18 protein-coding genes and 1 tRNA gene are annotated in these 25,086 nt (G+C 59.4%); all 19 read right to left on the bottom strand.

Annotation, left to right across the window (positions count from 1 at the left end; translation table 11 throughout):
• Positions 1–32: 32 nt before the first annotated feature.
• Positions 33–1,304 carry an ABC transporter substrate-binding protein gene (locus tag F7D08_RS02970; RefSeq protein WP_226803285.1) on the bottom strand — a complete coding sequence of 424 codons (1,272 nt, stop codon included), beginning with the start codon at positions 1,302–1,304 and terminating at the stop codon, positions 33–35.
• 559 nt (positions 1,305–1,863) lie between these two features.
• Complete coding sequence (locus F7D08_RS02965; RefSeq protein WP_152209204.1) at positions 1,864–2,676, bottom strand: ABC transporter ATP-binding protein; 813 nt, start codon at positions 2,674–2,676, stop codon at positions 1,864–1,866.
• The gene (locus tag F7D08_RS02960; RefSeq protein ID WP_152209203.1) at positions 2,676–3,653 is read right to left on the bottom strand and encodes an ABC transporter ATP-binding protein; all 978 of its coding nucleotides are present in this window, start codon (positions 3,651–3,653) and stop codon (positions 2,676–2,678) included. The genes F7D08_RS02965 and F7D08_RS02960 overlap by 1 nt, the downstream gene beginning before the upstream one ends.
• On the bottom strand, positions 3,646–4,629 hold the full coding sequence (locus F7D08_RS02955; protein ID WP_152209202.1) for a branched-chain amino acid ABC transporter permease: 984 nt from the start codon (positions 4,627–4,629) through the stop codon (positions 3,646–3,648). The genes F7D08_RS02960 and F7D08_RS02955 overlap by 8 nt, the downstream gene beginning before the upstream one ends.
• 3 nt (positions 4,630–4,632) lie before the next feature.
• Positions 4,633–6,069 carry an ABC transporter permease subunit gene (locus F7D08_RS02950; protein WP_152209201.1) on the bottom strand — a complete coding sequence of 479 codons (1,437 nt, stop codon included), beginning with the start codon at positions 6,067–6,069 and terminating at the stop codon, positions 4,633–4,635.
• A gap of 124 nt (positions 6,070–6,193) precedes the next feature.
• A complete protein-coding gene (locus tag F7D08_RS02945) occupies positions 6,194–6,565 on the bottom strand; it encodes a fluoride efflux transporter FluC (RefSeq protein WP_193316169.1) in 372 nt (123 codons plus the stop codon).
• The gene (locus F7D08_RS02940) at positions 6,565–7,530 is read right to left on the bottom strand and encodes a fluoride efflux transporter FluC (RefSeq protein WP_152209199.1); all 966 of its coding nucleotides are present in this window, start codon (positions 7,528–7,530) and stop codon (positions 6,565–6,567) included. The genes F7D08_RS02945 and F7D08_RS02940 overlap by 1 nt, the downstream gene beginning before the upstream one ends.
• Positions 7,531–7,569: 39 nt before the next feature.
• Entirely contained in the window at positions 7,570–8,856 is a 1,287-nt protein-coding gene (locus F7D08_RS02935; RefSeq protein ID WP_152209198.1) for an adenylosuccinate synthase, read from the bottom strand.
• Positions 8,857–9,251: 395 nt separating this feature from the next.
• Positions 9,252–10,121, bottom strand: coding sequence for a YwqG family protein (locus F7D08_RS02930; RefSeq protein ID WP_152209197.1), 870 nt, complete (start codon positions 10,119–10,121; stop codon positions 9,252–9,254).
• Between the two features lie 161 nt (positions 10,122–10,282).
• Positions 10,283–11,350: a class II fructose-bisphosphate aldolase gene (gene fbaA, locus F7D08_RS02925; protein ID WP_152209196.1), complete on the bottom strand. Its 1,068-nt coding sequence runs from the start codon at positions 11,348–11,350 to the stop codon at positions 10,283–10,285.
• A 98-nt stretch (positions 11,351–11,448) separates the two neighbouring features.
• Positions 11,449–12,387 carry a DMT family transporter gene (locus F7D08_RS02920; protein ID WP_152209323.1) on the bottom strand — a complete coding sequence of 313 codons (939 nt, stop codon included), beginning with the start codon at positions 12,385–12,387 and terminating at the stop codon, positions 11,449–11,451.
• Positions 12,388–12,492: 105 nt separating this feature from the next.
• The gene (locus F7D08_RS02915; protein ID WP_152209195.1) at positions 12,493–12,906 is read right to left on the bottom strand and encodes a transposase; all 414 of its coding nucleotides are present in this window, start codon (positions 12,904–12,906) and stop codon (positions 12,493–12,495) included.
• Between the two features lie 209 nt (positions 12,907–13,115).
• Positions 13,116–14,891, bottom strand: a complete 1,776-nt coding sequence (locus F7D08_RS02910; protein ID WP_226803283.1) for a SpaA isopeptide-forming pilin-related protein — start codon at positions 14,889–14,891, stop codon at positions 13,116–13,118.
• A gap of 345 nt (positions 14,892–15,236) precedes the next feature.
• Positions 15,237–19,352 carry a SpaA isopeptide-forming pilin-related protein gene (locus F7D08_RS02905; RefSeq protein WP_152209194.1) on the bottom strand — a complete coding sequence of 1,372 codons (4,116 nt, stop codon included), beginning with the start codon at positions 19,350–19,352 and terminating at the stop codon, positions 15,237–15,239.
• A gap of 291 nt (positions 19,353–19,643) precedes the next feature.
• A tRNA-Gly gene (locus F7D08_RS02900) sits at positions 19,644–19,714 on the bottom strand.
• Between the two features lie 76 nt (positions 19,715–19,790).
• Entirely contained in the window at positions 19,791–20,732 is a 942-nt protein-coding gene (gene htpX, locus F7D08_RS02895; protein WP_193316168.1) for a zinc metalloprotease HtpX, read from the bottom strand.
• Between the two features lie 208 nt (positions 20,733–20,940).
• Positions 20,941–22,404 carry an FAD-dependent oxidoreductase gene (locus F7D08_RS02890; RefSeq protein ID WP_152209193.1) on the bottom strand — a complete coding sequence of 488 codons (1,464 nt, stop codon included), beginning with the start codon at positions 22,402–22,404 and terminating at the stop codon, positions 20,941–20,943.
• Positions 22,405–22,823: 419 nt separating this feature from the next.
• Positions 22,824–23,411 (bottom strand): TetR/AcrR family transcriptional regulator, encoded by a 588-nt coding sequence (locus F7D08_RS02885; RefSeq protein ID WP_152209192.1) that lies wholly within the window; start codon positions 23,409–23,411, stop codon positions 22,824–22,826.
• A gap of 240 nt (positions 23,412–23,651) precedes the next feature.
• Positions 23,652–25,010 (bottom strand): glycoside hydrolase family 30 protein, encoded by a 1,359-nt coding sequence (locus F7D08_RS02880; protein WP_152209191.1) that lies wholly within the window; start codon positions 25,008–25,010, stop codon positions 23,652–23,654.
• Positions 25,011–25,086 lie beyond the last annotated feature (76 nt).

Here is a 25,086-nt window from a genome sequence, read left to right as displayed (position 1 = left end):
CTAACAATCGGCAATCACAGCCACCCTCAGGATCAGTCGGTCGGCACCTTGCCTTCCTGCGTGTGATCGAACTTCGGCACGTTCTGGCCGTCGAACACGTAGACGCCGATGTTCGCGGAGCTCGGGTCGTTGTTCTTGTTGAACGGACCGATGCCGGTCAGACCCTTGTATGTGATTTCCTTGCCGGACTTCAGCGCGGCCACGCAGTCCTTGTAGGTGCTGCACTTGGTGCCGCCATTCGCGCCGGAGACCGCGGCCATGTTCTTCTGGATGGTCGCGCCATCCGCGGAACCGCCCTTCTGCGCGGCGAGGGCCGCGAGAATGATGCCGTCGTAGGTTTCGGCGCCGTAGGTGAAGGTGGAAATATCCTTGCCGTACGCCTTGACGAGCTTCTTCTGGAATTCGTCGGAAGCCATCACACCCGGAATGGTGCCCTTGGCACCCTCAAGCAGACCAGCGTCAAGGTCCTTGGAGTAGTCGGCGGTGTTGCCATCCACGAAGTACAGCTTGTGCGTATCGACGCCCTGGGATGCGAGCTCCTTGACCAGCGACTTGGTCTGGTCGAACGCCACGATCGCGATGGCGTCCGGGTTCGAGGCCTTGATAGCCGTGACGATCGAGGAGAAGTTCGTTTCGGTGGGGTCGAAGGCGCTGTCCGCGCCATACACCACGTTCACGCCTGCACCTTCAACGGTTTTGACGATGGTATCGCGCAGGCCGGTGCCGTATTCGTCGTTAAAGACCGCGACCGCCAGGTTCTTCACGCCATCCTGGGCGATGACTTGGCCAAGCACCGCGCCCTGCACGGAGTCCGGCGGCACCGTGCGGAAGAAGTACGGGCTCAGGCCGGAGAAATCGGAGCTGGTGGCGCCCATCGACAGCATCGGCACATTGGCTGAGGTGATGGTCTTATACACGTTCTTGACCACGGAGCTGGAGGCCGGCCCGATGACGAACGACGGGTTCTTGCTCATCACGGATTGGGTTGCCGAGGAGTTCTGATCGGCGTGATCGGCGTCGGACGTATCGGCGTCCACGGTGGTGATGTCTTTGCCCAGCACGCCACCGGCCGCATTGATGTCCGATACGGCCAGCTTCTCGGCAGCCAGTTCAGGCGGCGCCAAGTAGGCCAGTGAACCGGTTTCAGGCCACAGTCCGCCGAGCACGAACGTATCGGTCTTCTTGGCCGCCGCACTGGAATCGCCTGATGCCGACCCGCTTGAGCCGCAGCCGGCGAGCGCCATAACCGCAGCGGCCGTGGCGGCGACGATTGCCATGGACGTCTTCTTGATGTTCTTGTTCATAAAGCCACCTATCCTCTCTATTCCCTTTCGGGCAGTGGTCTTTTCGATTGAGATAGGGGAACGTTGTGCCGAATGATTGATGCAATTGATTGAGGCCGGCAGTAGGAGAAAAACAGGAGCTGCGCCTCGCAATCGGGTCATGCAATCGGTTGTGGATTGTTCCCCGTTCTCAAATCTTGGCTTTGAGCCTATGCGCTGGTTGATTCGTGCAGATTGTTCGTATGTAACCAGCTGATGAAGCCCGAAAACTGTTGGAAACATGCGGTTTTGAGGCCATATTGAGGGTGATTTTGGGCATGCTCGCGCCCAGGTACGTCGACCGAGGAGCAACGACGAAGACACGCCATCAGCGACCTTCTGCAAGAAGGCAAGTGATGCGTGCGGAGACGCCCGTCCGAAGCCGAAGGCGTGCTCAGGCACGTCGAGCGCTGAGGAAAGGGCGTATACGCTCCATCACTTGCCTTCTGCAAGAAGGTTGCTGATGCGCGTGGCTTCTAGGCGCACCGAGGAAAGGCGTACGAAGGTACGTCGACCGAGGAGCAACGACGAAGACACGCCATCAGCGACCTTCTTCGGCGACTTCCTGTTCGAGGTTGCCCAAGTACAGTGAGATCACCTTCGGGTCATTGAGCAGGTCGCGCCCGCGGCCGGAATACGCGTTGCGCCCTTGGTCGAGCACGTAACCACGGTCGCAGATCTGCAGACAGCGGCGAGCGTTCTGTTCGACGATGATCACGGAAACACCGGCTTTGTTGACCTGACGCACACGGATGAAGGTCTCATCCTGCAGCATCGGGGACAAGCCGGCGGAGGGTTCGTCCAGCAACAAGACGGACGGGTTCATCATCAGGGCGCGGGCCATCGCCACCATCTGCCGTTCACCGCCGGAAAGTGAGCCAGCGAGTTGGTCCTTGCGCTGCTCCAACTTGGGGAAGATCGAACAGACGTAGTCAAATCGTTCGTTGAACTTTTTGGGCGCTTGGTAGGCGCCCATATGCAGGTTTTCGGCGATGGTCAGCGAGGGGAACACGTTCTCGGTCTGAGGCACGAAGCCCACGCCGAGGGAGACGAGCTTGTCGGCACGCAGGTTGGTGATGTCGTTGCCTTTGAAGATCAGCTTGCCGGAATGGATATGCACCAAGCCGAACAGGGACTTCAGCAATGTGGATTTGCCGGCACCATTCGGCCCGATGATGCCCACGATCTCACCTTGATGCAGGGTGAGCGAGGCGCCGTTCAGGATATTGACGCCGGGCAGGTAGCCGGCCACCAGATCCACTGCGTCGAGCAATGGCTCACCGGCCGGCTCCCCAACGTGGATTTCGGAACGTGGGCGGGTGTCCGGTGCAGTTTCAGTTACAGTTCCAGTCATCAGTGCTCCTCGCTTTCCTTCAAATCGAGGACGGAATCATCGCCAAGATCGATGTTGGCATGCGCGCCCAGATAGGCATCGATCACAGCCGGATCGTTCATCACGGACTTCGGCTGGCCTTCGGCCACGATCTTGCCTTCGGCCATTACGGTGACCCAGTCGGCGATATGGCGCACCATGTTGATGTCATGCTCGACGAACAGCACGGTGGTGCCTTCCTCGCGCAGCGACATGATGTGATCCAATAGCGATTGCTTCAGCGCCGGGTTGACGCCGGCCATCGGCTCGTCCAACATCACGAGCTTCGGGTCGCGCATCAGCGCACGCGCCATTTCGAGCAGTTTGCGCTGGCCGCCGGAAAGCGAGCCGGCGAAGTCATCCTTCTTGTTGATGAGCAGGAATCGTTCGAGCAGAGCCTCGGCTTTGTCGATGTTCGCCTGTTCCTGTTTCTTCCACAATCCTGGAATCAGCGAGCGGAACATGCCTTCGCCCGGCTGCACGGGGGCACTGAGCAGCATGTTGTCGAGCACGGTCAGACGGCTCATCACTTTGGTGAGCTGGAAGGTGCGGACCATGCCCATGCGCGCCACTTTCTCAGGCTGCATATGGGCCATGTCTCGCCCATCGAATCGCCATTCGCCGGTGTTCGGCGTATCGAAACCGGTCATCAGGTTGAAGAGCGTGGTTTTGCCGGCGCCGTTCGGGCCAATCAGGGCGGTGATGCCATGGCGTTCGATTTCGAAATGCTCGACATCCACGGCGGTCATGCCGCCGAATTTGCGGGTCACATGGTCCGCTACCAGAATCGGGTCGGGCTTGTGCACACCGGGCTCGTTGTCCACGAACTGCAGGTCTTTGGTGACTTTATCGCCATAGGCGGTGGAGATCAGTTTCTCGCCTTCCGGCGCTTTGGTGGCCCACTTGGCAAGGTCTTGGAATGGCTTTGTCTCAGGCTTTACTTCATGTGATTCACGCATCGAACGCCAGCTCCTTTCGGTCTCCCAGGAGGCCTTGCGGTCTGAATATCACGAGGCACATCAGGGCCACACCGACGATCACCCAACCGAGCGATTCCACCTGGTTCGAGGAGATCACCGTATCCGGAATGGCCCCGCGCATCAGTTCCTTGACGAAGGTGAGCAGCACCCACAGCAGGCAGGAGCCCAGAATCGGGCCGAAAATCGTGGCCGCGCCACCGAGCAGCAGAATCGTCCATGTGTAGAACGTCACCGCACGGCCCAGTGAATCAGGCTGCACCGAGCGCGGTAGCACGAAGATGATGCCGCCAAGCGCACCGAAGATACCGCCCAGAATCAGCGCTTGCATCTTGTAGGTGGTCACGTTCTTGCCAAGCGAGCGAATCGCGTTCTCGTCCTCGCGGATGCCTTTGAGCACGCGCCCCCACGGGGAGTGGAACCAACGCCAGCACAGCAGTGCGGCCACGGCCACCAGCACCCAGGCCACGATGCGCAGCCACCAGGAATTCGCGATGTTGTTGTTGTAGGTCCACAGCAGGAACGTCGTCGCACCATTGGGCAGCGGCGACGTGCCCTCGAACTGGGTGGTGAAATCCTGCGGCGAGATGCCAGCGGAGCCGCCGGTGATCTTGGTCATGGCCGTGGACCGGCCCACAATGCGGATGATTTCGGCGGCGGCAAGCGTCACCATGGCCAGATAATCAGGCCCAAGTTTCAGGGTCGGGATACCGAGCAGCAGCGCGTAAATCACAGCGAGCGCGATGGCCGCGCACACCGAGGCGAACAGGTTCGCGCCCATCGACTGGGTGACGGCGAATCCGTAGGCGCCCAGCAGCATGAATCCCGCCTGGCCCATATTCATCAGGCCGGTCATGCCGAAGTGAATATTGAGTCCGATGGCGGCCAGCACATAGGCCGCGGTGGTCGGGGCGATGAGCTCGCCCAGCGTATCGGAAATAATAGTGAGGAAATCCATGATTCAGCCCACCCTTTGCTGCTTGCCGAAAAGTCCTTGCGGGCGAATCAGCAGAACGATGATAAGAATCGCCAGAGCGCTGGCGTAACGCATGTCATTGGGGATGATGAGCGAGCTCATATCCGCCACAATGCCGATGATCAGGGAGCCGACGAGCGCGCCATTCGCTGTGCCGAGGCCGCCCAAAGTGACTGCCGCGAACATCAGGAGCAGTAGGGTTGCGCCGGTGTTCCATGAGATGCCGTTCAGGTATATGCCGAGCAGTACGCCTGAGAGCGCCGCCATGGCGCAGGAGAGAATCCATACGATGCGCACGACTTGTTCCACATTGATGCCGGAGGCTGCGGCAAGCGCGGCATTATCGGAAACGGCTCGCGTGGCGCGGCCCAATCTGGTGCGATAGAGGAACAGGCTCACGCCGACGATGACGATGATGGCGATGGTCGCCGCGATCAACGTTGGCGCATCGGTGGTGACCGGACCAAGGTTGAAGCTGGCGGGCACCGATTTGGTGATGCCCTTGATATCGCCGCCGAAGAAGAACTGGAAGGTGTACTGCAACGCCATCGATAGGCCGATGGTCACGATCATCTGCTGCATCGTGCCCACGCGCTTGCGGCGCAGCGGCGCCCAGATCAGTTCGTTTTGGATCCAGCCGGTGAGCGCGCCGATGAGCACGGCGAAGATGGCGGAGGGGATGAGCGGCCAATGCAGCACCTGGGTGCCGACGTAGGCCATCAGGCCGCCGAGCGAGACCTGCTCGCCATGGGAGAAGGAGCTCAGGCCTGTGGTGCCATACACCAGGTTCATGCCCACGCTCATCAGGCCAAGCACCAGACCGAAAATGATGCCGGAGAACAGCTGCTGCCAGATGCGTTTGCCGATGTTGGCGCCGATTGCGGAACCGTTGGTGGTGGTTGCCGTGTCGCTGGAGCTGGTCGAGCCGTTTGCCCCGGAGTTCCCGGATTGTGCTTTGCCCGTGCTGCCGCCGACGCTGGACGATGCGGAGGCCGGCGCGGGCTTATCAAACCTGACCACCTGACGGGCTTTGTCGAAACTGTTCTTTTCGATTTCGACTTGTGCCGTCGCGGCTTTGAGACCATATTGCTTGGCCACGGATTCGTCCATGGTCACAGTGTATGTGCCGTCCGCGGAGACCGAGAACGCCCAGTTGCCTTGTGCATCTGTGGTCGTGGTGGCGGATTCCTTGCCGGAAAGTTTGAGCTCAACGTTGGCGATGGGCTGTTTATTGGCGTCCTGCAGGATGCCGTTGACGCATCCGTTGGTCGCGGTTGGATTGCAGGTGGGAACGGCCTCGGCTGCAAATGCGAGGCTTGGCGAAGTAAGACTGATACATAGCGCCATCAATAGGGCGAAAATTGCGGGTAGCAGCAATAATCCCAGTCGATGACGCCGCACTGATGGAGTTACGGCTGTCATATAACTGTCCTCTCTGGATTGATTTTCAACCTAGAGGGACAATCCACGCATGCCGTTGCGCTGAGGTTTCTCTTGCGTTACCGGGCGCGCGATTCGTTACACGCGCATAACGTAGCGCTGGGGCTTAGTGCGCGAGACTGCCGACAAGCCAGCCGAGAGTCACGCAGATAATCGGCACCACGATGGTGGCAATCACATAGAACAACGCAATGCCAAAATGCCGATTGCGGAACAGCGAAACCATTTCGTTAATCGCCGTGGAGAACGTGGAGAAACCACCGAGGAAGCCGGTTACGAACAGCAGATACGTGGATTCCGGCACCACCTGCTGCGCATACGCGGCGGCGGCCAGGCCAGCGCAGAATGTGGCGATCACGTTGATGACGAACGTAGAGAGCGGGAACAGCTTCTTCCACATCTGCTGAATCGACGTGTTCAGCACGAAACGCGCGGTGGCGCCGAGGCCGCCGCACAGGCACACGAGCAAGTACGTCATCAGTGGGCCTCCCCGGTGGTCGGGTCTCCGGTAAGGGGGATTTCATCGGTGATCGGCGCCGGCTCAAAGGATGGTTCGACGGGTGTCGCTGCGGCTGGAATCACCGGGGATGCCGGAACATCGCCCGGCATATCAGCCGATGGTTGAGCACCGCCGGCAATGGCGGATGGCTCATCCGCAGCAACCGGCACAGGAGCAGCAGTCGCCAATGCATCGGCCGAGTGATTCGAAACGGCTGAATCAGTTGCGTTGAGCAGCACGGTTTCGCCAACGGTCACATGGCGACCCGGCCCACCTTGCGCCTGCTGCCGCTGCAATGCCTCAGCAGCCAGGCGAGCGGTTTTACGCGCGGTCAGCACAAGCCCAAGCTTGGCACCGACCGCGGCGACAATCAGACCGCATACGAAGCTGAAGAGCAGATAGAACACAGCGCCGAGCACATGGCTTGTTTGCAGCGAGGTCAGTTCCTCGATCGCCAGTGCGGAGAGCGTGGAGAAGCCGCCGCACATGCCCATGCCGAAGCCGCGGGAGACCAGCTGGCGCGTACGTTTGCGAATCCACGCCGCCTGCGAAAGATATGAGGTCAGGCACGCGAAGATGAAGCATGCGAACATATTCGCAATGAACGTGGGCAGGTGGAAGGAATGCCAGAAGCCTAACGGCTGCGCGGCGGCCGGCACCAGGAAGCTCAATCCGTAACGCATTGCCGTGCCCAGGGTACCGCCGAGGAAGACCACGAGGTAGACCATGCCGTCGGCCAGCGGATTGAATCGCGCCTGCATCTTCTTCATCGGGGCCAGCGGAATCTTCGGCGGATTGGCTGCGGCTGCGGCACCCTGCGGCTTGGGCATGGCTTGCGCGCGCACCTGAGCCGCAGAGATCTCCATCGTACTGGGCTGCGGCTCGGTGGCTGCATTATTGGATCTGGCGCTCCCGGCACCGGCACTTTGTTCTGAATCAGACATGATTGCGTCTCAGCTGAGTAAGCGTCTCAGGGATCGCGCTCAGTCGATCAGCGAGTGCACGGAGATGATGTGATCACGCTGCGGGCCGGTGCCGATGGCGGAGATGCGGCAGTTGCTGAGCTCCTCGAGGCGCTTCACGTAATCCTGGCAGGTGGCGGGCAGCTCTTCGAACGTGTGGCAGTTGGAGATGTCCTCGTCCCAGCCCGGCATGGTCTCGTAAATCGGCTTGGCGGCGGCGAAAGCTGCCTGATCGGTCGGCATATCGTCGTGGCGTTCGCCATCCACGTCGTAAGCCACGCAGATCGGGATTTCCTTGAGGCCGGTGAGCACATCGAGCTTGGTGAGCACGATGTCGGTCAGGCCGTTGACCTGGGAGGCGTAGCGGTTCACGACGGCGTCGAACCAGCCGCAACGACGCGGGCGACCGGTGGTCACGCCGAACTCATGGCCCTGCTGGCGCAGCCATTCGCCGGACTCGTCGAACAGCTCGGTGGGGAACGGGCCTTCGCCCACGCGGGTCACATACGCCTTGGAGACGCCGATCACACGGGTGATCTTGGTGGGGCCGACGCCGGTGCCGGTGCAGGCGCCGCCGGCGGTCGGGTTGGAGGAGGTGACGAACGGGTAGGTGCCGTGGTCCACATCCAGCATGGTGGCCTGAGCGCCTTCGAACAGTACGGTCTTGCCTTCATCGAGTGCCTTGTTGAGAATCAGGCCGGTGTTGGCCACGTACGGCTTCAGGCGTTCGCCGAGCTTGAGCAGCTCGTCGGTGGTCTGGTCCACGTCGATCGGGCGGCGGTTGTAGAGCTTGACCAGCATCTGGTTCTTCTGGTGCAGGCTGGCCTCCACCTTGTCGTGCAGGTGCTTGGCGTTGAACAGGTCGTGCACGCGGATGCCGACGCGGTTGATCTTGTCCGCGTAGGCCGGGCCAATGCCGCGGCCGGTGGTGCCGATCTTGTGCTTGCCGAGGAAGCGTTCGGTCACCTTGTCGAGCGTGCGGTGGTATGGGGCGATGATGTGCGCGGCCTCGCTCACCTTCAAGTGGGAGCAGTCGATGCCACGGGCCTCAAGGCCGTCGATCTCCTGGAACAGCACTTCCGGGTCGACCACGACGCCGTTGCCGATCACCGGGGTCAGGTGCGGGTTGATGATGCCGGAGGGCAGCAGGTGCAGTGCGTAGGATTCGTTGCCGACCACCACGCTATGGCCAGCGTTGTTGCCGCCGTTGAAACGTGCGACGTAATCGACCTTGGTGCCGATCAGATCGGTTGCCTTGCCTTTACCTTCGTCGCCCCACTGGGCACCAATAAGAACAATTCCAGGCATGTTGGCCTCCCCGATTTGCACACTGTTGTACGTTGTATTGCACGTGTTCTGTACTGGTTGGTACTGCTTTGGTACGCGCTGTCGGCGCATCGTCACGTGCGTTTTCCGCCGGGGACTAGGTTACCTTACGGCCTCTACTCGCGGAAGGGGCGGTCTCACGGTTTTGTTCTTCCGGCGGCCGGGCGGCGGCTGGGCGAAATAAGCAGTGGTTCACGGGTGTTGCGCTGAGACGTTAGAGACGATTCGCGCCAGAATTTACGGAAATCTGCCGCAACCTCCCGAATTTCTTGCACTACGGACCTCTCAGTGCAAGAAATTCCGGAGATTAGGCCTCTCCACCCAAATTCTTTGCACTTACACCAACTCAGTGCAAGAAATTCGGGAAGTCAGGGAATTCAGAGGCAATCCCACGTATACAGCACATGGGAGAAGTCCAACTGTTCGAGGTCTTCACGGCGGATGAGGAAGTTCGCGCAACCGGAGTCGCCCCACATCAGCACGTCGTCGTAGCTATCCATCTTCAGCAGCACAAGCTCGTCGTCATAGTCCTCGCGCACGTCAGACTGCGTGAACACCGGGTGGCCGCCCATCTGGAACCATGACCCGGGAGACACTGCGTTGAGTTCGTCCATCACCGCCTGCTCGAGATCGCCCACAGCAGCCTCGGCCGCCTCAATTACAGCGGGGTCGAACTCCGCAATAACGCTTTCATACGCGGGCTCGAACTCGTCGCATTCATGCGACACGGGATCTTCGATAAGCGTTGGCCGCAGCGCGCAACCATAGAAATTCGACTTAAACGGCGTGCGCAAATCGAGGGCTGAATCAGTTCCGATATGCGGGAGTCGCACGATTTCACCGCCGCTAAGCACGGATGGTACCTCGGGAATATAACGCACACACCGGTTGTCGTTGTCGGCTTCGCTCTCGTAATCGGCGGATAAATCGCGACCGTATGAGACGTCCGTGCCGATGAAGAACTGCAGCAGCCCCCGCGTGGGGTATCCCGGCAGACTGGGTTCCGAACAACGAATCTGCATCAGCGGATAGAGCGGATCGCCAGATGCGGATGTGACCGGTTCACCTTGGGGCGACCAATACGAATCGCCTCCGACGAAATTCCCCAGCAAATCGGGGCGTACGTCAAGTTCAGGCGTGAATGAGACAGCCATCTTGCTCGTGTCGCGCACAATACGCCGCACGATCTCCTGCACGACTTCCGACGCCAGCAGGCGAGGGCCATTCTCCAGATTCTCCAGTGCCATGATTCCACCATTCCTTTCCTGAAGGCTCAAAGGCTCATCCTTAAGCCTCAATAACCGTGACTATTCCAACAAGTGCTGCCGCAACGACGAAGCTGGAGGAATCTGAAGAGGGATGATGGAAGCGGCGCTGCAGGTAGAGAGCCCGAACAGCGCCGCCGCGCCTACTTCAGCGCCTTGCCCGCGGAACCGAGCTGCTGGCAGGCCTCGATCACGCGCTGGGTCATGCCGGCCTCGGCCTTGCGACCCCAGGAACGCGGATCGTAGAACTTCTTCTCGCCCACTTCGCCGTCGATCTTCAGCACCTTGTCGTAGTTCTCGAACACGTGGTCGGCGATCGGGCGCGTGAACGCGTACTGCGTATCGGTGTCGATGTTCATCTTGACCACGCCATAGCTCACAGCCTCGGCGATCTCCTCCGGGCGAGAGCCGGAGCCGCCGTGGAACACGAGCTCGAACGGCTTGCCGTTCGGGAACGCCACCTGACCGGAGGCGCTCGGCAGCTCGCCCTCCGCTACCGCACGGGCCACGCGCGCCTGAATCTCACCTAGCAGTGCCGGGCGCAGCTTCACCACACCGGGCTTATACGCACCATGCACATTGCCGAACGTGAACGCAGCCATGTAGCGGCCGCGCTCCCCCAGCCCGAGGCGACGGGCCACTTCCAGGCCATCTTCCGGCGTGGAGTAGAGCTTCTCGTTGATTTCGGCGGAGTGGCCGTCTTCCTCGCCGCCGACCGCGCCGATCTCAATCTCCAGCACGGTGTGCGCCGCCTGGGACTTCTCCAGCAGCTCCTCGGCGATATCGAGGTTCTCCTTCAGCGGCACGGTGGAGCCATCCCACATGTGCGACTGGAACGTCGGCTCCTTGCCGTGCGCCACTTCGTCCGCCTCATAGGCCAGCAGCGGGCGCACCCACTCGTCCAGATACTGCTTGGCGCAGTGGTCGGTGTGCAGCGCCACGGTGATGTTCGGGTACTTGGCCGCCACCACATGCGCGAATGCGGCGAGCGCCAGCGAACCGGTAACACGGTCGTTCACGCCCTGGCCGGAGACGTATGCGGAGCCGCCCACGGAAATCTGGATGATGCCGTCCGATTCGGCATCGGCGAAGCCCTTCAATGCGGCGTTCAGCGTCTGCGAGCTGGTCACATTGATGGCAGGGTAGGCGTATCCGCCGCGACGGGCGGCGTCAAGCATTTCGGCATAACGTTCCGGTGTTGCAATTGTCATGGTTTCATTATGTCTCGCGCCCTGCCCGCCCAGGCGCCCGCTCGGTTACGTATGGCTGTGCAATTGGTCACATCTCGGTAAAAATCTGCACCTGCGCGCTACCGCACCAGGAACACCATGATGAGGATCATCGCGAATCCGGCCAGATCGGTAGGCGTGAACACGGCCCCGGCGAACAGCACACCCGTGATCGTGGCGGTGACTGGCTCGCTGGTGCCGAGCATCGTGGCGCGCATCGCCCCACACCGCTGCGTTCCGGCCAAAAACAGCCAATACGCGCCAAACGTGCCGCCGACAATCGTGAACGCAACCAGCATCAGTCCGAACGCGTCCAACGAAGGCGCAGTGGCCCACGGCCGCACAATCGGCAGCAGAATCAGCCCGGAAATCACGAACATGATGCCGTTGACGGTGAAGTTGCCCCACCGCGCCATCATCGCAATCGGCGCAATAGACATGATGGAAGTGCACAAAGCATCCAATAGTCCCCAAAACAGGCCGGCGAGCGGCAGACTCAGCTGGCTCAGGTCGCCCCCGGTGGCGATGAGCACAGTGCCGGCAAACGCCAGAGCAATGCCGATACTCTCCTTTACGCGCGGCAACCGCTGCCCGCGCACGCATACGATGGCCAGCACGAAGAGCAGATTCAGCGTCTGCAGCACGGTGGCTGTGCCGGAATTGGTCCAGTCGATGGCTTTGAGGTATGCGACCTGCACGAACAGCACGCAAATCAGCGAGCACGCCACCAGCTTGAGGTATGAACCGCGGTCCTTGAGCGCGCCAATCAGCAGCTTGGGCGTAAACGCGCCGGAGCATGCGATGAAGATCGCGCCGGCCGCGAGTTCGCGCACGCATGCGATCCACAGCGGGTCGGCATGGTAGCTGCCCATCAGCAGTTTGGATACGGTGGCGTTGACGCCCCACAAGGTTCCGCCCGCTAGCACCAGCAATGCGCCGACCAGAATGTCGTGCGGGGTGCGTTCGAAGGTCGGCGTGCGCTTGGCTGTGCGCCTGACAGACCGCTTGGATTGACCTATGCGATGCGACTGCGCCGACGACTGCTGCTGTGGGTCAGCTGGGTTGGTTGCAGGAGATGTCACAGCCGCTCACAATACGCCCGCTGCGCGAACGACACGACTGAATTACTCGTTTACGCGGCGCTCTCGTTTGAGGATGGCGCGCAACCGACGCACTTCGTTCTCCAGTGTGACGATGTGCATGGCCTGCTCACGAATCAGCCGCTCTCGTCGGTCTTCGTTGTCGTTCGAGAGCATTGGATTCATATCGCCGTCTTTATTCAGAGCATCTTGCAGACTGGGATCGGAGCGCCATCGGCTCATGCATCGCTCGATGCGCTTGGGCCCCAACACTTCGGGAGCAAGCCCGTATTCGCGAAACACACGCGTAGGCGATTCGCCTTTGCGGTCGCGAGCAAGGCATTCCAATTTGAACGCATCCTCATAGGTAATGCGCGTTGGCGAAGCATGCCGCACCGCCGGCAACGTATTGAGGTATTCCACTTCCTCGTCCCGGAACACCCTTTTCCCATACTTCATAAGCGTCTATTTCTCCGCGTCAACGTCGGATATGATTCATCAACGTCTTTGCTGATTAGTTCAGTTGTGATAGCTACTGCTTCAACAAATGATTGATAGCGTTAAGCGTGATTGATTTATGCGAGGAGGCCCGCAGAAATATATCCGCGGACCTCCTCGATTAGCTAGTTGGAAGCGAACTGGAACCCAACTCGCTTCCAACGGTCAGCTCAGGCCTGGAGGGCCTTGCTGGTGCGGCGGCTCTTGGCGAACACCGTGGCGGCGGCACCCGCGAGGAGCACGGCGATCACGGTGAACAGGGCGGTGCCCATGCCACCGGTGAGCGGCAGCTCGGTGATGTTCTTCGCGTTGTACAGGGTGACCTGCACGACGGACGGGTTGGCGCCGTCGTTGCCGGTGACCACACCGTTCTTATCCGTGCCGGCGGTGATGTAGTTCTTCAGGTTGCCGTCCACGACCGTGTAGGTCAGGTTCTCGACCTTGGCGACCGAACCGTCGGTGGTCTTGACGATGTTGCCGGTGATCTTCAGGGTGAACCACGCGTTGGAGGGCAGCTGGTAGTGGTCCTGGGTGCCGGCAATCAGCGGGGCCTGGGTCTCGGTGACCTTGTAGGTCAGGGTGAACTGGCCGCTGGTGTTGGTTACGTCGCCCAGGCCGGTGAACGACACGATGCCGCCGGCAGCGGAGGTCTTGGTGATGGCGTCCATCGTGGTGCCGTCGGCGCCTTCGATCTTGAAGGACGCGCCGGACAGCACGTTGCCCTGCTTGTCGGTCTTCTTGATCTTGAACGGGAAGTTGAAGATCTTCTTCTCCGGGCCCGGGTTGTGGCCGGGGGTGTCGCCGTCGTTGGCCTCGGTCGGGTTGTTCGAGTACTCGACGCCCGGCTTGTTGATCGCGCCCTGGGACAGGTCGCCGACCACGTGAGCCTTGTAGGTCACCAGAACCGCGGCGCCGATGTTCGTCTCAGTGGTGAACACGTCATCGTCGCCCGGTGTGTTATTGCCGGACAGGGACCGCACGTACTTGGACAGGTCCACACGGAAGCTCTTGGCCTGCTTCGGGTCCGTGGTCACGCTCGCGTTGCTCGCGGTGAGGCTGACCGGCGGGTTCTCGACCGTGTAGTAAGTCACCGTGTACTGGTCCTTGGTCAGTTCCTTGCCGGCCACGGTCACGGTCAGGTCGTTCGCGCCCGTGTAGTAGATCTTGGACGGAGCCACGCCCTGCTGGAAGCTATCGACCAGACGGTACTGGTAGTTCTTGATGCGGTAGCCCACGTAGTTCGGCACCTTCGAGGTCAGCGTGTAGGTCACGTCCTTGCCGGCCTGCGGAGTCGGGGTCTTGATGTCCTTGCTGATGTTCGGCACCTGGTTCTTCATCTTCACCGTGCCCTCGGCGATCGCGGTGCCACCGGCGGTGGGAGTCCACGCGGTGCCCACCATGATCGTCAGGGACGTGGTCGACGCATGGTCCGCCGGAGCCGTGTCCTTCACCAGGTACAGGCCAGGCTCCGCCACGGTCAGCACGCGCTGGCCCGCGGCCGTGTCATCGGTGGAAGCCGGGGCCGTGAACGTCACGGTCTTGGCCAGGGCGTCCGCGAACTTGCGGCTCGCGCCCGTGCCGTACCAGTTCGGTTCGCCCGACTGGTCCAGCTTCGTGTTCTCAATCGCCCACTCCAGCGGATCCTCATTCGCCGAAGCGCCAGTCACGCCGGCGGCCGTCAACGCGTCCGTAATATTCTGGGCGGTCACACCGGGGGTAGCGGTCTTCACCGCGGCCGTGTCACCAGACGCGTCGTATGCGCCGATCTTGGCCACGGTGAACGTGTGACCCGTCAGCTGGGACTCGTCACCCGTGATCGTGATCGTCTTAGCGGTCGGAGCCACTACAGCCGCACTGGCGGTGGTGACGCCCAGGGCCAGGCCGCTGATGCCGACCGCGAAGGCGGCAAGGGCGGCGAACCCCTTCTTCAACAATGAACCCTTCATCAGAGATCATTCCTTTCTCCGCCCCCTTGGCCGGCTTCCTACACCGGTAGACTGGAGGCTGATTGTGGTTAATACCAACTGCAATCACCCGTTCGGCGGCGCACTCACGCCAATGAACCACGCCGCCGAACGGCCTTATGCATACCCACCATGCAATGCACCTCACACAGTGGGAAGTCTTTAATTACTGTTTAGTTATCGAGAAGTAGACGGCCTTACGACCGGCTGGTCTTCTGCTTCTGGCTCCCTCTGACGAGGGAGCTGGCAGCCGTGAGGCTGGCTGAGGGAGAGACCGCAGGCGGAGCCTGCACAGTCACTGCCCTGAGCGGAGCGACGGTCCGCGATTCAAAGGAGCAGCTCCTCCTTGCGCTTGCGCCACTCGTGCCAAATGGCCCCGGCCACGACGATGAACAGCGCCAGTCCGCCACCAATGGCGAGCATCCCGCGCGCAGTCCCCACGCCACCGGTCAGCGGCAAGAGATAAGGAGAATTCTTCACCAGCAACGCAACACCACTTGCCGTCGGCGGAGTCTTCCACGTCCAGAACCAATGGGTTTGATCCCACCAGTTCGTCTTTGTGGCGTCATACCAGACACTCAATGTGTACTCGGTTTTGTCCAGTATGTAGCCGCTTGGAGCTTTGGTTTCCACCAGCGTGTACTGGATTGGCTCCTTTTCTGTGGCCCTACGCTTCGGATTAATCTGTACCTGGAGATAGCCAACGGCCCCATCAAGATCGGTACTACCATCATTGTCGGCCACAGTAATCGTGTCATAGATATCCGCGGTATTAGTCAACCGCCATTCCGAGCCAGGAAGATATTTCCCTGGTGTGGTCGAATTCATTTTCTTCCACTTCGGCTGTACTGGTTCATAATTATCCACACGCCCGTTGGCGTTGACGTATGCCGTACCGCCGGGCTTGACCGTCACGTAATACGACGGATGCGGAGACGGCAAATAATATCCTTCAGGAGCCTTCGTCTCCGTAAGCACATAATCACCAGGCTTTAGGTCCTTTTTCGTCATAAAAGTACCATCCGGCATATTCGGCACTAGCACCGAAGAACCTGCCGCAATATCGCAACCAACATCGCCATATGAACATGCCGACCAGTCCGTGCCAGAACCCTTCACAGGCTTCACCGCACGCAAATTCCACTCAGAGCCAGTCAATCGATTACTGCCTGTGTTCCCCTGTGAGCCATCAGCTTTGTACCATAACAGCTGTCCAGGCTGCTGACGATTCTTAATATCCGGAGCCAGTTGTGCGTTCGTATTATTACTCGGCGTTAGCAGATTGCCGTCTTTATCAGCCCACGTATAGTGGGTTAAGCTCTGCCATCCAGCCTTTTTCGAAATGGTGAACGTCCAATAATCGTTCGGATTCGTCACATATCCCTTAGGAGCTGTCTTTTCAACCAGTTTGTACTGAATGCTGTATGCACTAGTCATGCTGCTGTATTGCGGAATCATGGTAGCGATCACACCATCATCGTCGGGCTTTGTATCATAAGGCCCGTTATCTGCAATCTCACGCTCCGTGGGATTGCAGTACTGACTTTGATCAGCAGCACTCAAACCTGTTGACGAGACACAAGACAATGTCCAGACCGAGCCAGCAAGCAACTTATTGGCATCGTCCTCGTCAACCTTGCGCCATGAAATTTCCATACCGCTTTGGTTATTGAATATATAGCCGAACTCGTAATCACGTTGTCCGTCTTGATCCATAATCGAGAAATTATGCGGCGTCGTATCAATGATGTGCCCCTCCGGGGCTTTCGTCTCCACAATCGTGTAATTACCGAAATCCAAGCCTGTCAGTTTCAGTTCACCCGGAGTATCCGAGGAATCATTTTCCCCGTCGTCCACAACCTTCACTGTTGAAGCTGAAGAATCAGCAGACGCTGTACATCCAACGCTCTTGCATGGTCCTGTGACCTTCCATTCAGAACCATCAATCAAAAGGCCGCTTTCTCCCTTATACCAAGTCACGGAGCCTACACGCTTCTCGTTCAGGATTCTCTGCACTTCTTGACCCTGAAGCGTCGGATACGCATAGGAATACGGGTCTGTAACATTCAGCGTGTACGTGCTCGTATTCAGCTGATAACCATCCGGGGCCTTAGTCTCCTCCAACGTATAGGAACTATTCAAAGGGAGATTTTGTATCACGATATAGCCAGGGACCTCACTCCAATCCCACTGAGCTTCGTTACGGTCATCATCCTTGGATACCTTATCCACAATCTTGCGGCTCCACGGAATATTGTTTTCTTCCAGACTTGTGCAGTCACCACTCGAGCACGTAAGCAACCACTCAGAACCAGCAAGTAGCTTCTGATCGTCAGCGGCGTCAACCTTATACCAAGCCGCCTTGCCTTGATATGCGGTGTTCTTCACCTTGCCGTCTGTCACACCATTCGTAGTCAATTTGGTCACGCCATTGCCATCCACTTGGAACTTGTAAGTCGGCGCCAGTCCAAGATCATAGCCATCCGGAGCCTTGGTCTCCTGCAGATATAGATCCTTATTAACCGGTAAACCGGTCACTTGCAAGTAACCCGGACGCGTATCGGCATCATTCTCGCCATTATCCACCACGGTTTTGTTCACACCGCTGCCATCCAAGGAAACAATCTTCCACTCGGAACCAGAAAGCACCTTCGAGGTCGAGTCTTTGTCCACCTTCGACCATTCCACGGTGCCGGTGGTCGGGCAGGAAATGCTGGCGTTGCCCATCCACGGGAAGTTGTGGCGTTCGATTGACATACCGACACCGTACTTGGTCCAGCCGTCGTAATCCTGGGAAACCCACAGATCGCCGCCGACCAAGAACTTACCGTTCGAAGACGTCCACAATTCAGTACGACCTGCATTTGCAGCCAGCACACTACCGATTACACCAGCCTCAGCGTCTGCATGCTGCGTGGTGATGCCATCCTTCGACGGCTTTGCTGCATCAGGCAGTGTCTGCCAGCTATCGTCATTGGCAATAACCAGCTTATGATCTTTATCCACGCTGGAGAAGTTCCACATAATCGAGCTTGACGCAGTGACGAGTTTGTTCTGAGTTGTATTATCCGCACGGTACTGGTGGGCCACCTGAGTGCCGTTCCACCACAGGCGCCAACCAGTATGGAAGTTGATATCGCTCGAAATACTGTTGCCGTTTTCGTCCTTGTTCACCACATTGACCAGCACCTTCGCACCTTGTGGAATGTTCTTGAAGCTGTAGCTGATGCCTGTCCAGTGGTTCTTTTCATATGCTGCATTCACCGCATTCATATTCAGCGTGAACACCTGAAGAGTGTGATCCGTATTCTGGGTGCCGTCTTCTCCTCCGTCGCCAGTAAACGTGACCATGCCTTCGCTATTCATCCTCACACGAATAACGCGCTTCCAGTAGCCTTCCACGAGCTCCTTGCCATTGCCGCTGTCAGGGTGACCGTTCTCTGCCCCAGGAAGTGGAGCATCATTACCCGGGAACCACATATCCTCTGCCGGGGCAAGCGTCGCTTCAGAAGTCGAGCCGAAGTTCACATTATCGAACACCACGCCAGCTGTTGGCTTCGTCGCGTCAAACGAGTCGGACAGTGCCCTGATTTTATCGGCGTAACCGTTGTAATCGGTTGTCACACCCTTCTCGTCGGTAAGCCTCAGGGCATCGTCTTTGAGGCCCTGCGTCGACCCATTGACGCTCACCAAAGACGTCTGATTTGTTCCCGGCAAGTTGAGAATCTGATTACCGATTCTTGACTTATCCGAGGTAAAGACGCCTGGATCCCTCGCAGTGGAGCCCCTAAGAGCGCCCACACTGCCAAGAACACCCAGAGTATCTCCATGAGCGGGGAAGCCGGCACCCCACGCAGCGCCGGAGAGGCTCATGTTTCTGTTGAGATGTCCACGAACATCCCAGCCCACTACAGTTCGGCCTTCAAACTCTACGGTCCAACCAGGATTGTTCGGGTAGGTTCCACCACCGCTAACCGCACTGGTACCGTCGTACCTGAAGTCGTCAGCATGCGCTGGATTCTTCTTGCCGTCAGGCACGCCTACCCACAGGGTGCGCCCTACATAAGTAGCTACGTTGGAATCCGAGAGATTCGCCTGATTCCAAGACCATTGATCAGGAGAGCAGCTTCCGGTTGCCGCCGTGGTGGGAACATTGCTGAGCAGTCGCTGCTGATATGACTGAATCGATTCGGAGTTCAACGATTCGCGCTCAGCATCCGTCAGCTCGCCGCCGCTTGCGGGATCAGACAGCTTTTGAAGGGCACTATCCAACAGGGCCGACTCATTCTTCGTTGAATCATCACTCTGTGGCACGGCCTCCACAGCAGAGGCCACAGGCACCCCCACAAACAGCATCGCGCCCGCGACCAAACCGGCTATGACACGATGAGTTAGCTTGGAGAATACCCCCCCCCCAACGCGTTTTCTATCGTTCTTACGCATAGGACTTATCTCCTTCGCCTCTTCTCGCAGTACGGCCCGGCTCTCACCTCAGCCGGAATCCGTATGACTCTGAGACGGAGTATAAGATTAATCCACCCTAAAATGCAGAAAATCCCCCGTTATATACCCCTATTATGAGATTTTCACCCCCGTTTTGGGCACAGGCCAACGCATTCCAAGCTCAGGATGCGATATGAATATCACTGGCCGAGCGCTCTCACTTCGGAGTCCGTGGCACACAGAGTGCAGACCGCAATTCAGAGAAATCTCGGGATCAAAGAGAACAACAAGAGCGGACAACGGGAGTCGAACCCGCCTCTAAAGCTTGGGAAGCTTTCATTCTACCGATGAACTATGTCCGCGTGTGCTTCAGGGGCAACCGAAAACCACCAGTTGCGAGTGACGCACAGATAGCTACTGTAGCACACGCTCGGCTGACTATCGCAGCGCGTGCACGGAATATGGCGCGGCGAGAGGCTGGCCGCCGTTCATCTCCTGGGCCATCTGCATCAATCGGGCGATGCGCTGGTCGGTCGGCGGATGGGTGGAGAACAGTTTCGAGAAACCGACCGAAGAGAACGGGTTGGCGATCATCATCGCGCTCACCGACTGGGTGCCCGCGGTTTTACGCATCGGCGTGGTCTGAGCGCCATAGGAAATCTTGTTCAGGGCAGAGGCCAGCGCCTCAGGGTCGCCGGTCAGGAGGCTGCCGTCTTCATCGGCATCATATTCACGCGTGCGGGAGATGGCCATCTGCACCAAAGACGCCGCAATCGGTGCCAGAATCGCGCTCAGCAGCACACCAATCAAACCCAGTCCACCGGAGCCGCCCTCGCGACTGTCGCGCGAGCCGCCGCCGAAGTACATCAGCGAATAACCAAGGTAGGAAATCACCGTGGCCATTGCGGAGGCGACGGCGGAGGTCAGAATGTCGTGATTGTAGACGTGCATCAACTCATGGCCCAGCACACCGCGCAATTCGCGGGCGTTGAGAATCTGCAGGATGCCCTGGGTGCAGCAGACGGCTGCATGGCGTTCGTTGCGGCCGGTGGCGAATGCATTGGGACTCATCGTGGGCGCGATGTAGATGCGCGGCATCGGCTTGCCGGCCTTGGCGCTGAGCTCGCGCACGATGCCGTAGATTTCCGGGGCCTGCTGCTCGGTGACCTCGTGCGCGCCCATCGAGGCGATGGCGAGCTTGTCGGAGAACCAATAGGAGGCAAAAGTAGTGCCCAGGCCAATCAGAATATAAATGCCGAGCGTGCCGCGGCTGCCGCCGGTGGCCCACCAAATCAGCATGATGATGGCCCACATCAGACCAAACAACAGCGTAGTCTTCAGGCCATTGAAATGACCATGCACCCTTACCTTGCCATTCATGAGGCCCAGCCTAAAGAGGCTAGCTGGATGATTGCTGGATATGCGCGGGGAGAAATGCTGGCATCGACGCAAAGTACACAGCGCGCAGCGGTGCGGTGCGGTGCGCTGCAGTGCGCTGCGGTGCAACAATGCGGGCGGCGACGCAAGCAGCGACAAAAAACGGCTCCCCTCCGCAGAGAGGAGCCGAATAGGAACTATCAGAGACTCATCAGGCCAGAGCGAGCTCGCGCATCTGGTCGGGCTCGATGACCTTCTTGTGCTCGCGGCCTTCCTTGGCGCCCTCGGCGCGTTCGAAGGCGTCGACCTTCTTCCAGCCGGCGAAGTCGATCGGCTTGACGCCGCGCTCGGCAAGCAGGCGGTCGATGGATTCGGGATCGCGATCTTCTGCCACACGGCCACCTTCAGCGGCCTTGGCCAGATCTTCGAGCATGTTGGTCACGATGGCCAGAGCGTCGGACTTAGTGGAGCCAATCAGACCCACCGGGCCGCGCTTGGCCCAACCGGTGGCGTACAGACGGTCGCGCACTTCGCCGCCTTCGGCCTCGGTGGTGATGCGGCCGTCGCCGTTGGCGTTGGCCAGGTGGGCGCCGTGCTCGTCGTAGGCGATGCCCGGGGCCTCGGCCGGCTTGTAGCCGATGGCGTGGTAGACGGCCTCGACCGGGTAGTCGGTGAATTCGCCGGTGCGGTGCATCTTGCCGTCGGCGCCGGTTTCGGTGCGTTCCACGCGGATGGCCTTCACCTTGCCGTCTTCGCCGAGAATCTCAGTGGGGGCAGAATTGAAGTGGATGTAGTACTTGCGGTCGGCCGGGTTGCCTTCGAAGTCCACGTCGCCGTCGTCTTCCATGTCCTCGGCCATCTCGCGCACGGCGAACAGCTCCTCGACCATCTGGCGGGTGAGCTTGTCCTTGCCGGCCACCTCGATGGTCTCGTCATCCAGGTCGAAGTCGTCTTCGTTGATGATCAGCTGCACGCCTGGCAGCTTCTCCATCTCGCGCAGTTCCTGCACGCTGAACTTGGCCTGGGCCACGCCGCGGCGGATGAACAGGTGCAGCACCTTGGCCTTGTTCTGGCCGATGCCTTCGTACACGTTGTCCGGAATATCGGTCTTGGCCTTCAAATCATCAGCATTGCGCATCAGCTCGCGGGCCACGTCCATGGCCACGTTGCCGCCGCCGATCACGGCCACGTTCTCGGCAGTCAGCGGCCATTCGCGGGCGCCGGTGGGGTAGCCGTCGTACCATTCGACGAACTTGGCGGCACCGTACACGCCGTCGAGGTCGGCACCGGGCAGGTTCAGCGGCTTGTCCTTGACGGCGCCGGTGGCGAACAGCACGGCGTCGTAACGGGCGAGCAGGTCCTCAAGGGTCACGTCCTTGCCAAATTCCACATCGCAGTAGAGGTGGATGTCCGGGTTGTCGAGGGTCTTCTCGAGCGCGGAGGCGATGAACTTGATGGACGGGTGGTCCGGGGCCACGCCGTAGCGCACCAGGCCGAACGGCACCGGCAGCTTCTCGAACAGGTCGATGCGGGCTTTGGTGCCAAGGCCGAGCTCCTCACCCAGCTTCTTCAGCTGGCGCAGGAAAATGTCGGAAGAATAGACGCCGGCCGGGCCGGCGCCAATCACAGCAATACGCAATTCGTTGGTTGCGGAAGTATTCACAGATTCAGTCACGCGTTACAGGTTATCGCAAAGCATGCCGCGGCAACAGGGGTACAACAGTGGGAATTCTGTGATGTTGCGCAGAGCCGTAACGGGGTCGCGCGGTCTTTTCAATCATTTTCAGCGGGGCAACCCCTCGAGTTAACCGACGGAATGCCCCGTCTGACGGTCCTCAGCGAGGCAAAGCCTCGGGGCAATCGCGATTGCGCCCCGCTCACCGGTTGCCAATGGAGCACAATCTCAATCAGCTCGAAGAAATGCCCCACTAACGCACCTTCAGCGGGACAAATTATCGAGTTGTCGGAGTAAACGGCCTGTTCAGAGGCTCTTAGCGAGGCAAACTTACGATTCAGCCAAGGAATAACCCCGCCCGACAGCCCTCAGCGAGGCAAAACATCAATCCAGCACCGGCCGGCCGGTGGAACGCCCCGCTAGCGCAGAATCTTGTCCACGAGGAGCTTCCACTCATCTGCCAAATCGATGGACTCCGGATCGTACAGCCAGCGCATCTGCAGGCCGTCCATGGCGGCAAGGGTCTGCCGGGCCGTACGCTCGGGATCGGCAGCGCCATCATTGAGGGCGGCTCGCGTATACTCACGCATCACCCACTGCTCACGGTTGCGGAAGTATTCATAGGCCGGATGGTTCTGGCTCAGCGCCTCGCCCTCCAGCACGGTGTAGAGGCGCACGATTTCCGGCTGACCTGCGTTGCGTTCGGTGGTGGCGATGGTCAGGTCGCGTAGCCCAACCGGGAAATCGTCATCATCGCCAATAGCCTCGCCGCCGGCCGGCAATGGCACATTGAGGCGGCCATAAAGCGCCGCACGGTCGGTTTTGTCGCGGTAATCGAGCACGGCGAGCAGCAAACCTTCCTTGGAACCGAAGTGATAGAGCAGCCCTGCCTCAGTCATATCTTCGGCTACGGCGATCTCGCGCAGACGCAATCCCCAGAAGCCATGTTGCGCCACGAACTGGGTAGTGGTGTTGATGATGCTGATGCGGCGTTCTTCAGCTGTCATTGCGGCTTTGGCGTCTTTTGCGCCTCGTGTACGTTTCGCTCCGTTTTTCGTTCCAACCACTGCGGCCAACCACACCTTCATCAATCACATTGCCAGCATTCGCATACACAGTCACCATATACGATGCGCCGGAATGCGCAGAGCCACCAATCAGATATGCATCACATACAAAAAGGTCTTCCCAACCACCGATTGCGATGTTGGGAAGACCTTTATGCGGCCGCAAACAGCACTACGGCATCAGTCCAAGGTAAATGTGCTGAAGGAGCGCGGAGCCAACGTTGCGGTGAAGGCACGGTCGGCGTTCGCCGGATCGGCGAAGCTGAAGCTCACTTCGCGCTCCAGCGCATTCTGCACCACCACGACCAACGATCCATCCGGATTCTCATAGGCGGAGGCCATCGAGGAGAAGCGGCCCTCGAGATCGAGCACGCGAGCACCCGGCTTGACGAAGTGCGAGTAGTGACGCATCATGTAGTACTCAGGGTTGCGGATGAAGGTCTTGGCCTCGGTGTCCACGGAGAACAGGGAGTTCTGATGCCAACCCCAGGTGCTCTCGGTACCGGCGAGCACCATGTTCCAGTAGGTGTAGCCCAGCGCGCCGTGGGTCAGGTAGTGGTTGACCAGATGGAAGATGTATTCGGCGTACTCCCAGGAGTTGTCTCCCATGCCGCATTCGGATTCGGTCTGCATGAGCTTCAGCTCCGGCCATGCCTTGTGCGTGCGCTCGATGCAGTCGCGGCCTTCCCACTGGTAGCCGATGCCGGTGATGTACTTGCGGGCTTCGTCATCCATCAGGATGTTGTCGACGTAGCGGTTGTAGTTTTCGAGCACCATGCCGTAGAGGCTGACGAATTGCATGTCACGTGGGCCGTTGAGCGTGCCCAGCCAGATTTCCACGCCGCCGTCTTCGGCCTTGCCCAGGAGGCCTTCCTTCTCGAAGGTGGGGCCGAGATAGTCGCGGATGAAGGTGCGCAGTTGTTCGCTGGTCCACTTGCAGGTGGGGTACTTGGCGTCGGACCATGGCTCGTTCTGCGGGAAGATGCGGGTGACGTTCACGCCGAGGGCGCGGTAGGCGCGCACGTACTTGACGAAGTAGTTGGCATAGGCCTGCAGATTCTCCGGCGTCATGACGAGCTTGCCGTAGTTGTAGACCGGCGGATTCTTCATCCACGTGGGCGGGCTCCACGGGCTGGAGTGCACGGAGAGCTGCGGCTGGTACTTCTTGGCGGCTCGGATGTAGGGCAGCACGGCGCGCTCGTCGCCCTTGACCGAGAAGTCCTTGAGTTCGTAGTCGCCCGGGGTTTCGTCGTAGCTGTACCAGTCGGCGGCGAAGTCGTTGGCGCCGATCGGGGCGCGGTTCAAGCGGAAGTTGAGCTCGTCCGGGCTGAACAGTTCCTTGATGACCTGTTCACGGTCCTGCTCGCTCAGCTGCTGCAGCGGCAGCCAGCCGAGTTCGTTGAAGCAGCCGCCGAAGCCTTCCACTTCCTGCTCCTTGCCGCCGGTCAGAGTGACGCCCAGTTCGCTGGTTGCCCCCTGATCAGGCGCTTCCTTGGTCTGCCAGCGGTTGGTTTCGGTGGTTTCGGTCCATGTGACCATGATGGGAAATCTCCTTATTACTTAATAAGTATTCAGTCTAAGTGACGAGAGTACCTTGACTGTTCTTGCTTTGGTT

It is taken from the genome of Bifidobacterium cebidarum (genome assembly GCF_009193305.1).
GTDB classification, from domain to species: domain Bacteria; phylum Actinomycetota; class Actinomycetes; order Actinomycetales; family Bifidobacteriaceae; genus Bifidobacterium; species Bifidobacterium cebidarum.
Note: the sequence above shows the minus strand (reverse complement) of the source record. Positions and strands in the feature narration are given on the sequence as shown.

What these genes read in the sequence shown, in the direction of transcription:
- F7D08_RS02970 (WP_226803285.1), bottom strand. Translation starts at nt 1,304, where the DNA reads ATGAACAAGAACATCAAGAAGACGTCCATGGCAATCGTCGCCGCCACG.
- F7D08_RS02965 (WP_152209204.1), bottom strand. Translation starts at nt 2,676, where the DNA reads ATGACTGGAACTGTAACTGAAACTGCACCGGACACCCGCCCACGTTCC.
- F7D08_RS02960 (WP_152209203.1), bottom strand. Translation starts at nt 3,653, where the DNA reads ATGCGTGAATCACATGAAGTAAAGCCTGAGACAAAGCCATTCCAAGAC.
- F7D08_RS02955 (WP_152209202.1), bottom strand. Translation starts at nt 4,629, where the DNA reads ATGGATTTCCTCACTATTATTTCCGATACGCTGGGCGAGCTCATCGCC.
- F7D08_RS02950 (WP_152209201.1), bottom strand. Translation starts at nt 6,069, where the DNA reads ATGACAGCCGTAACTCCATCAGTGCGGCGTCATCGACTGGGATTATTG.
- F7D08_RS02945 (WP_193316169.1), bottom strand. Translation starts at nt 6,565, where the DNA reads ATGACGTACTTGCTCGTGTGCCTGTGCGGCGGCCTCGGCGCCACCGCG.
- F7D08_RS02940 (WP_152209199.1), bottom strand. Translation starts at nt 7,530, where the DNA reads ATGTCTGATTCAGAACAAAGTGCCGGTGCCGGGAGCGCCAGATCCAAT.
- F7D08_RS02935 (WP_152209198.1), bottom strand. Translation starts at nt 8,856, where the DNA reads ATGCCTGGAATTGTTCTTATTGGTGCCCAGTGGGGCGACGAAGGTAAA.
- F7D08_RS02930 (WP_152209197.1), bottom strand. Translation starts at nt 10,121, where the DNA reads ATGGCACTGGAGAATCTGGAGAATGGCCCTCGCCTGCTGGCGTCGGAA.
- fbaA (WP_152209196.1), bottom strand. Translation starts at nt 11,350, where the DNA reads ATGACAATTGCAACACCGGAACGTTATGCCGAAATGCTTGACGCCGCC.
- F7D08_RS02915 (WP_152209195.1), bottom strand. Translation starts at nt 12,906, where the DNA reads ATGAAGTATGGGAAAAGGGTGTTCCGGGACGAGGAAGTGGAATACCTC.
- F7D08_RS02910 (WP_226803283.1), bottom strand. Translation starts at nt 14,891, where the DNA reads ATGAAGGGTTCATTGTTGAAGAAGGGGTTCGCCGCCCTTGCCGCCTTC.
- F7D08_RS02905 (WP_152209194.1), bottom strand. Translation starts at nt 19,352, where the DNA reads ATGCGTAAGAACGATAGAAAACGCGTTGGGGGGGGGGTATTCTCCAAG.
- htpX (WP_193316168.1), bottom strand. Translation starts at nt 20,732, where the DNA reads ATGAATGGCAAGGTAAGGGTGCATGGTCATTTCAATGGCCTGAAGACT.
- F7D08_RS02885 (WP_152209192.1), bottom strand. Translation starts at nt 23,411, where the DNA reads ATGACAGCTGAAGAACGCCGCATCAGCATCATCAACACCACTACCCAG.
- F7D08_RS02880 (WP_152209191.1), bottom strand. Translation starts at nt 25,010, where the DNA reads ATGGTCACATGGACCGAAACCACCGAAACCAACCGCTGGCAGACCAAG.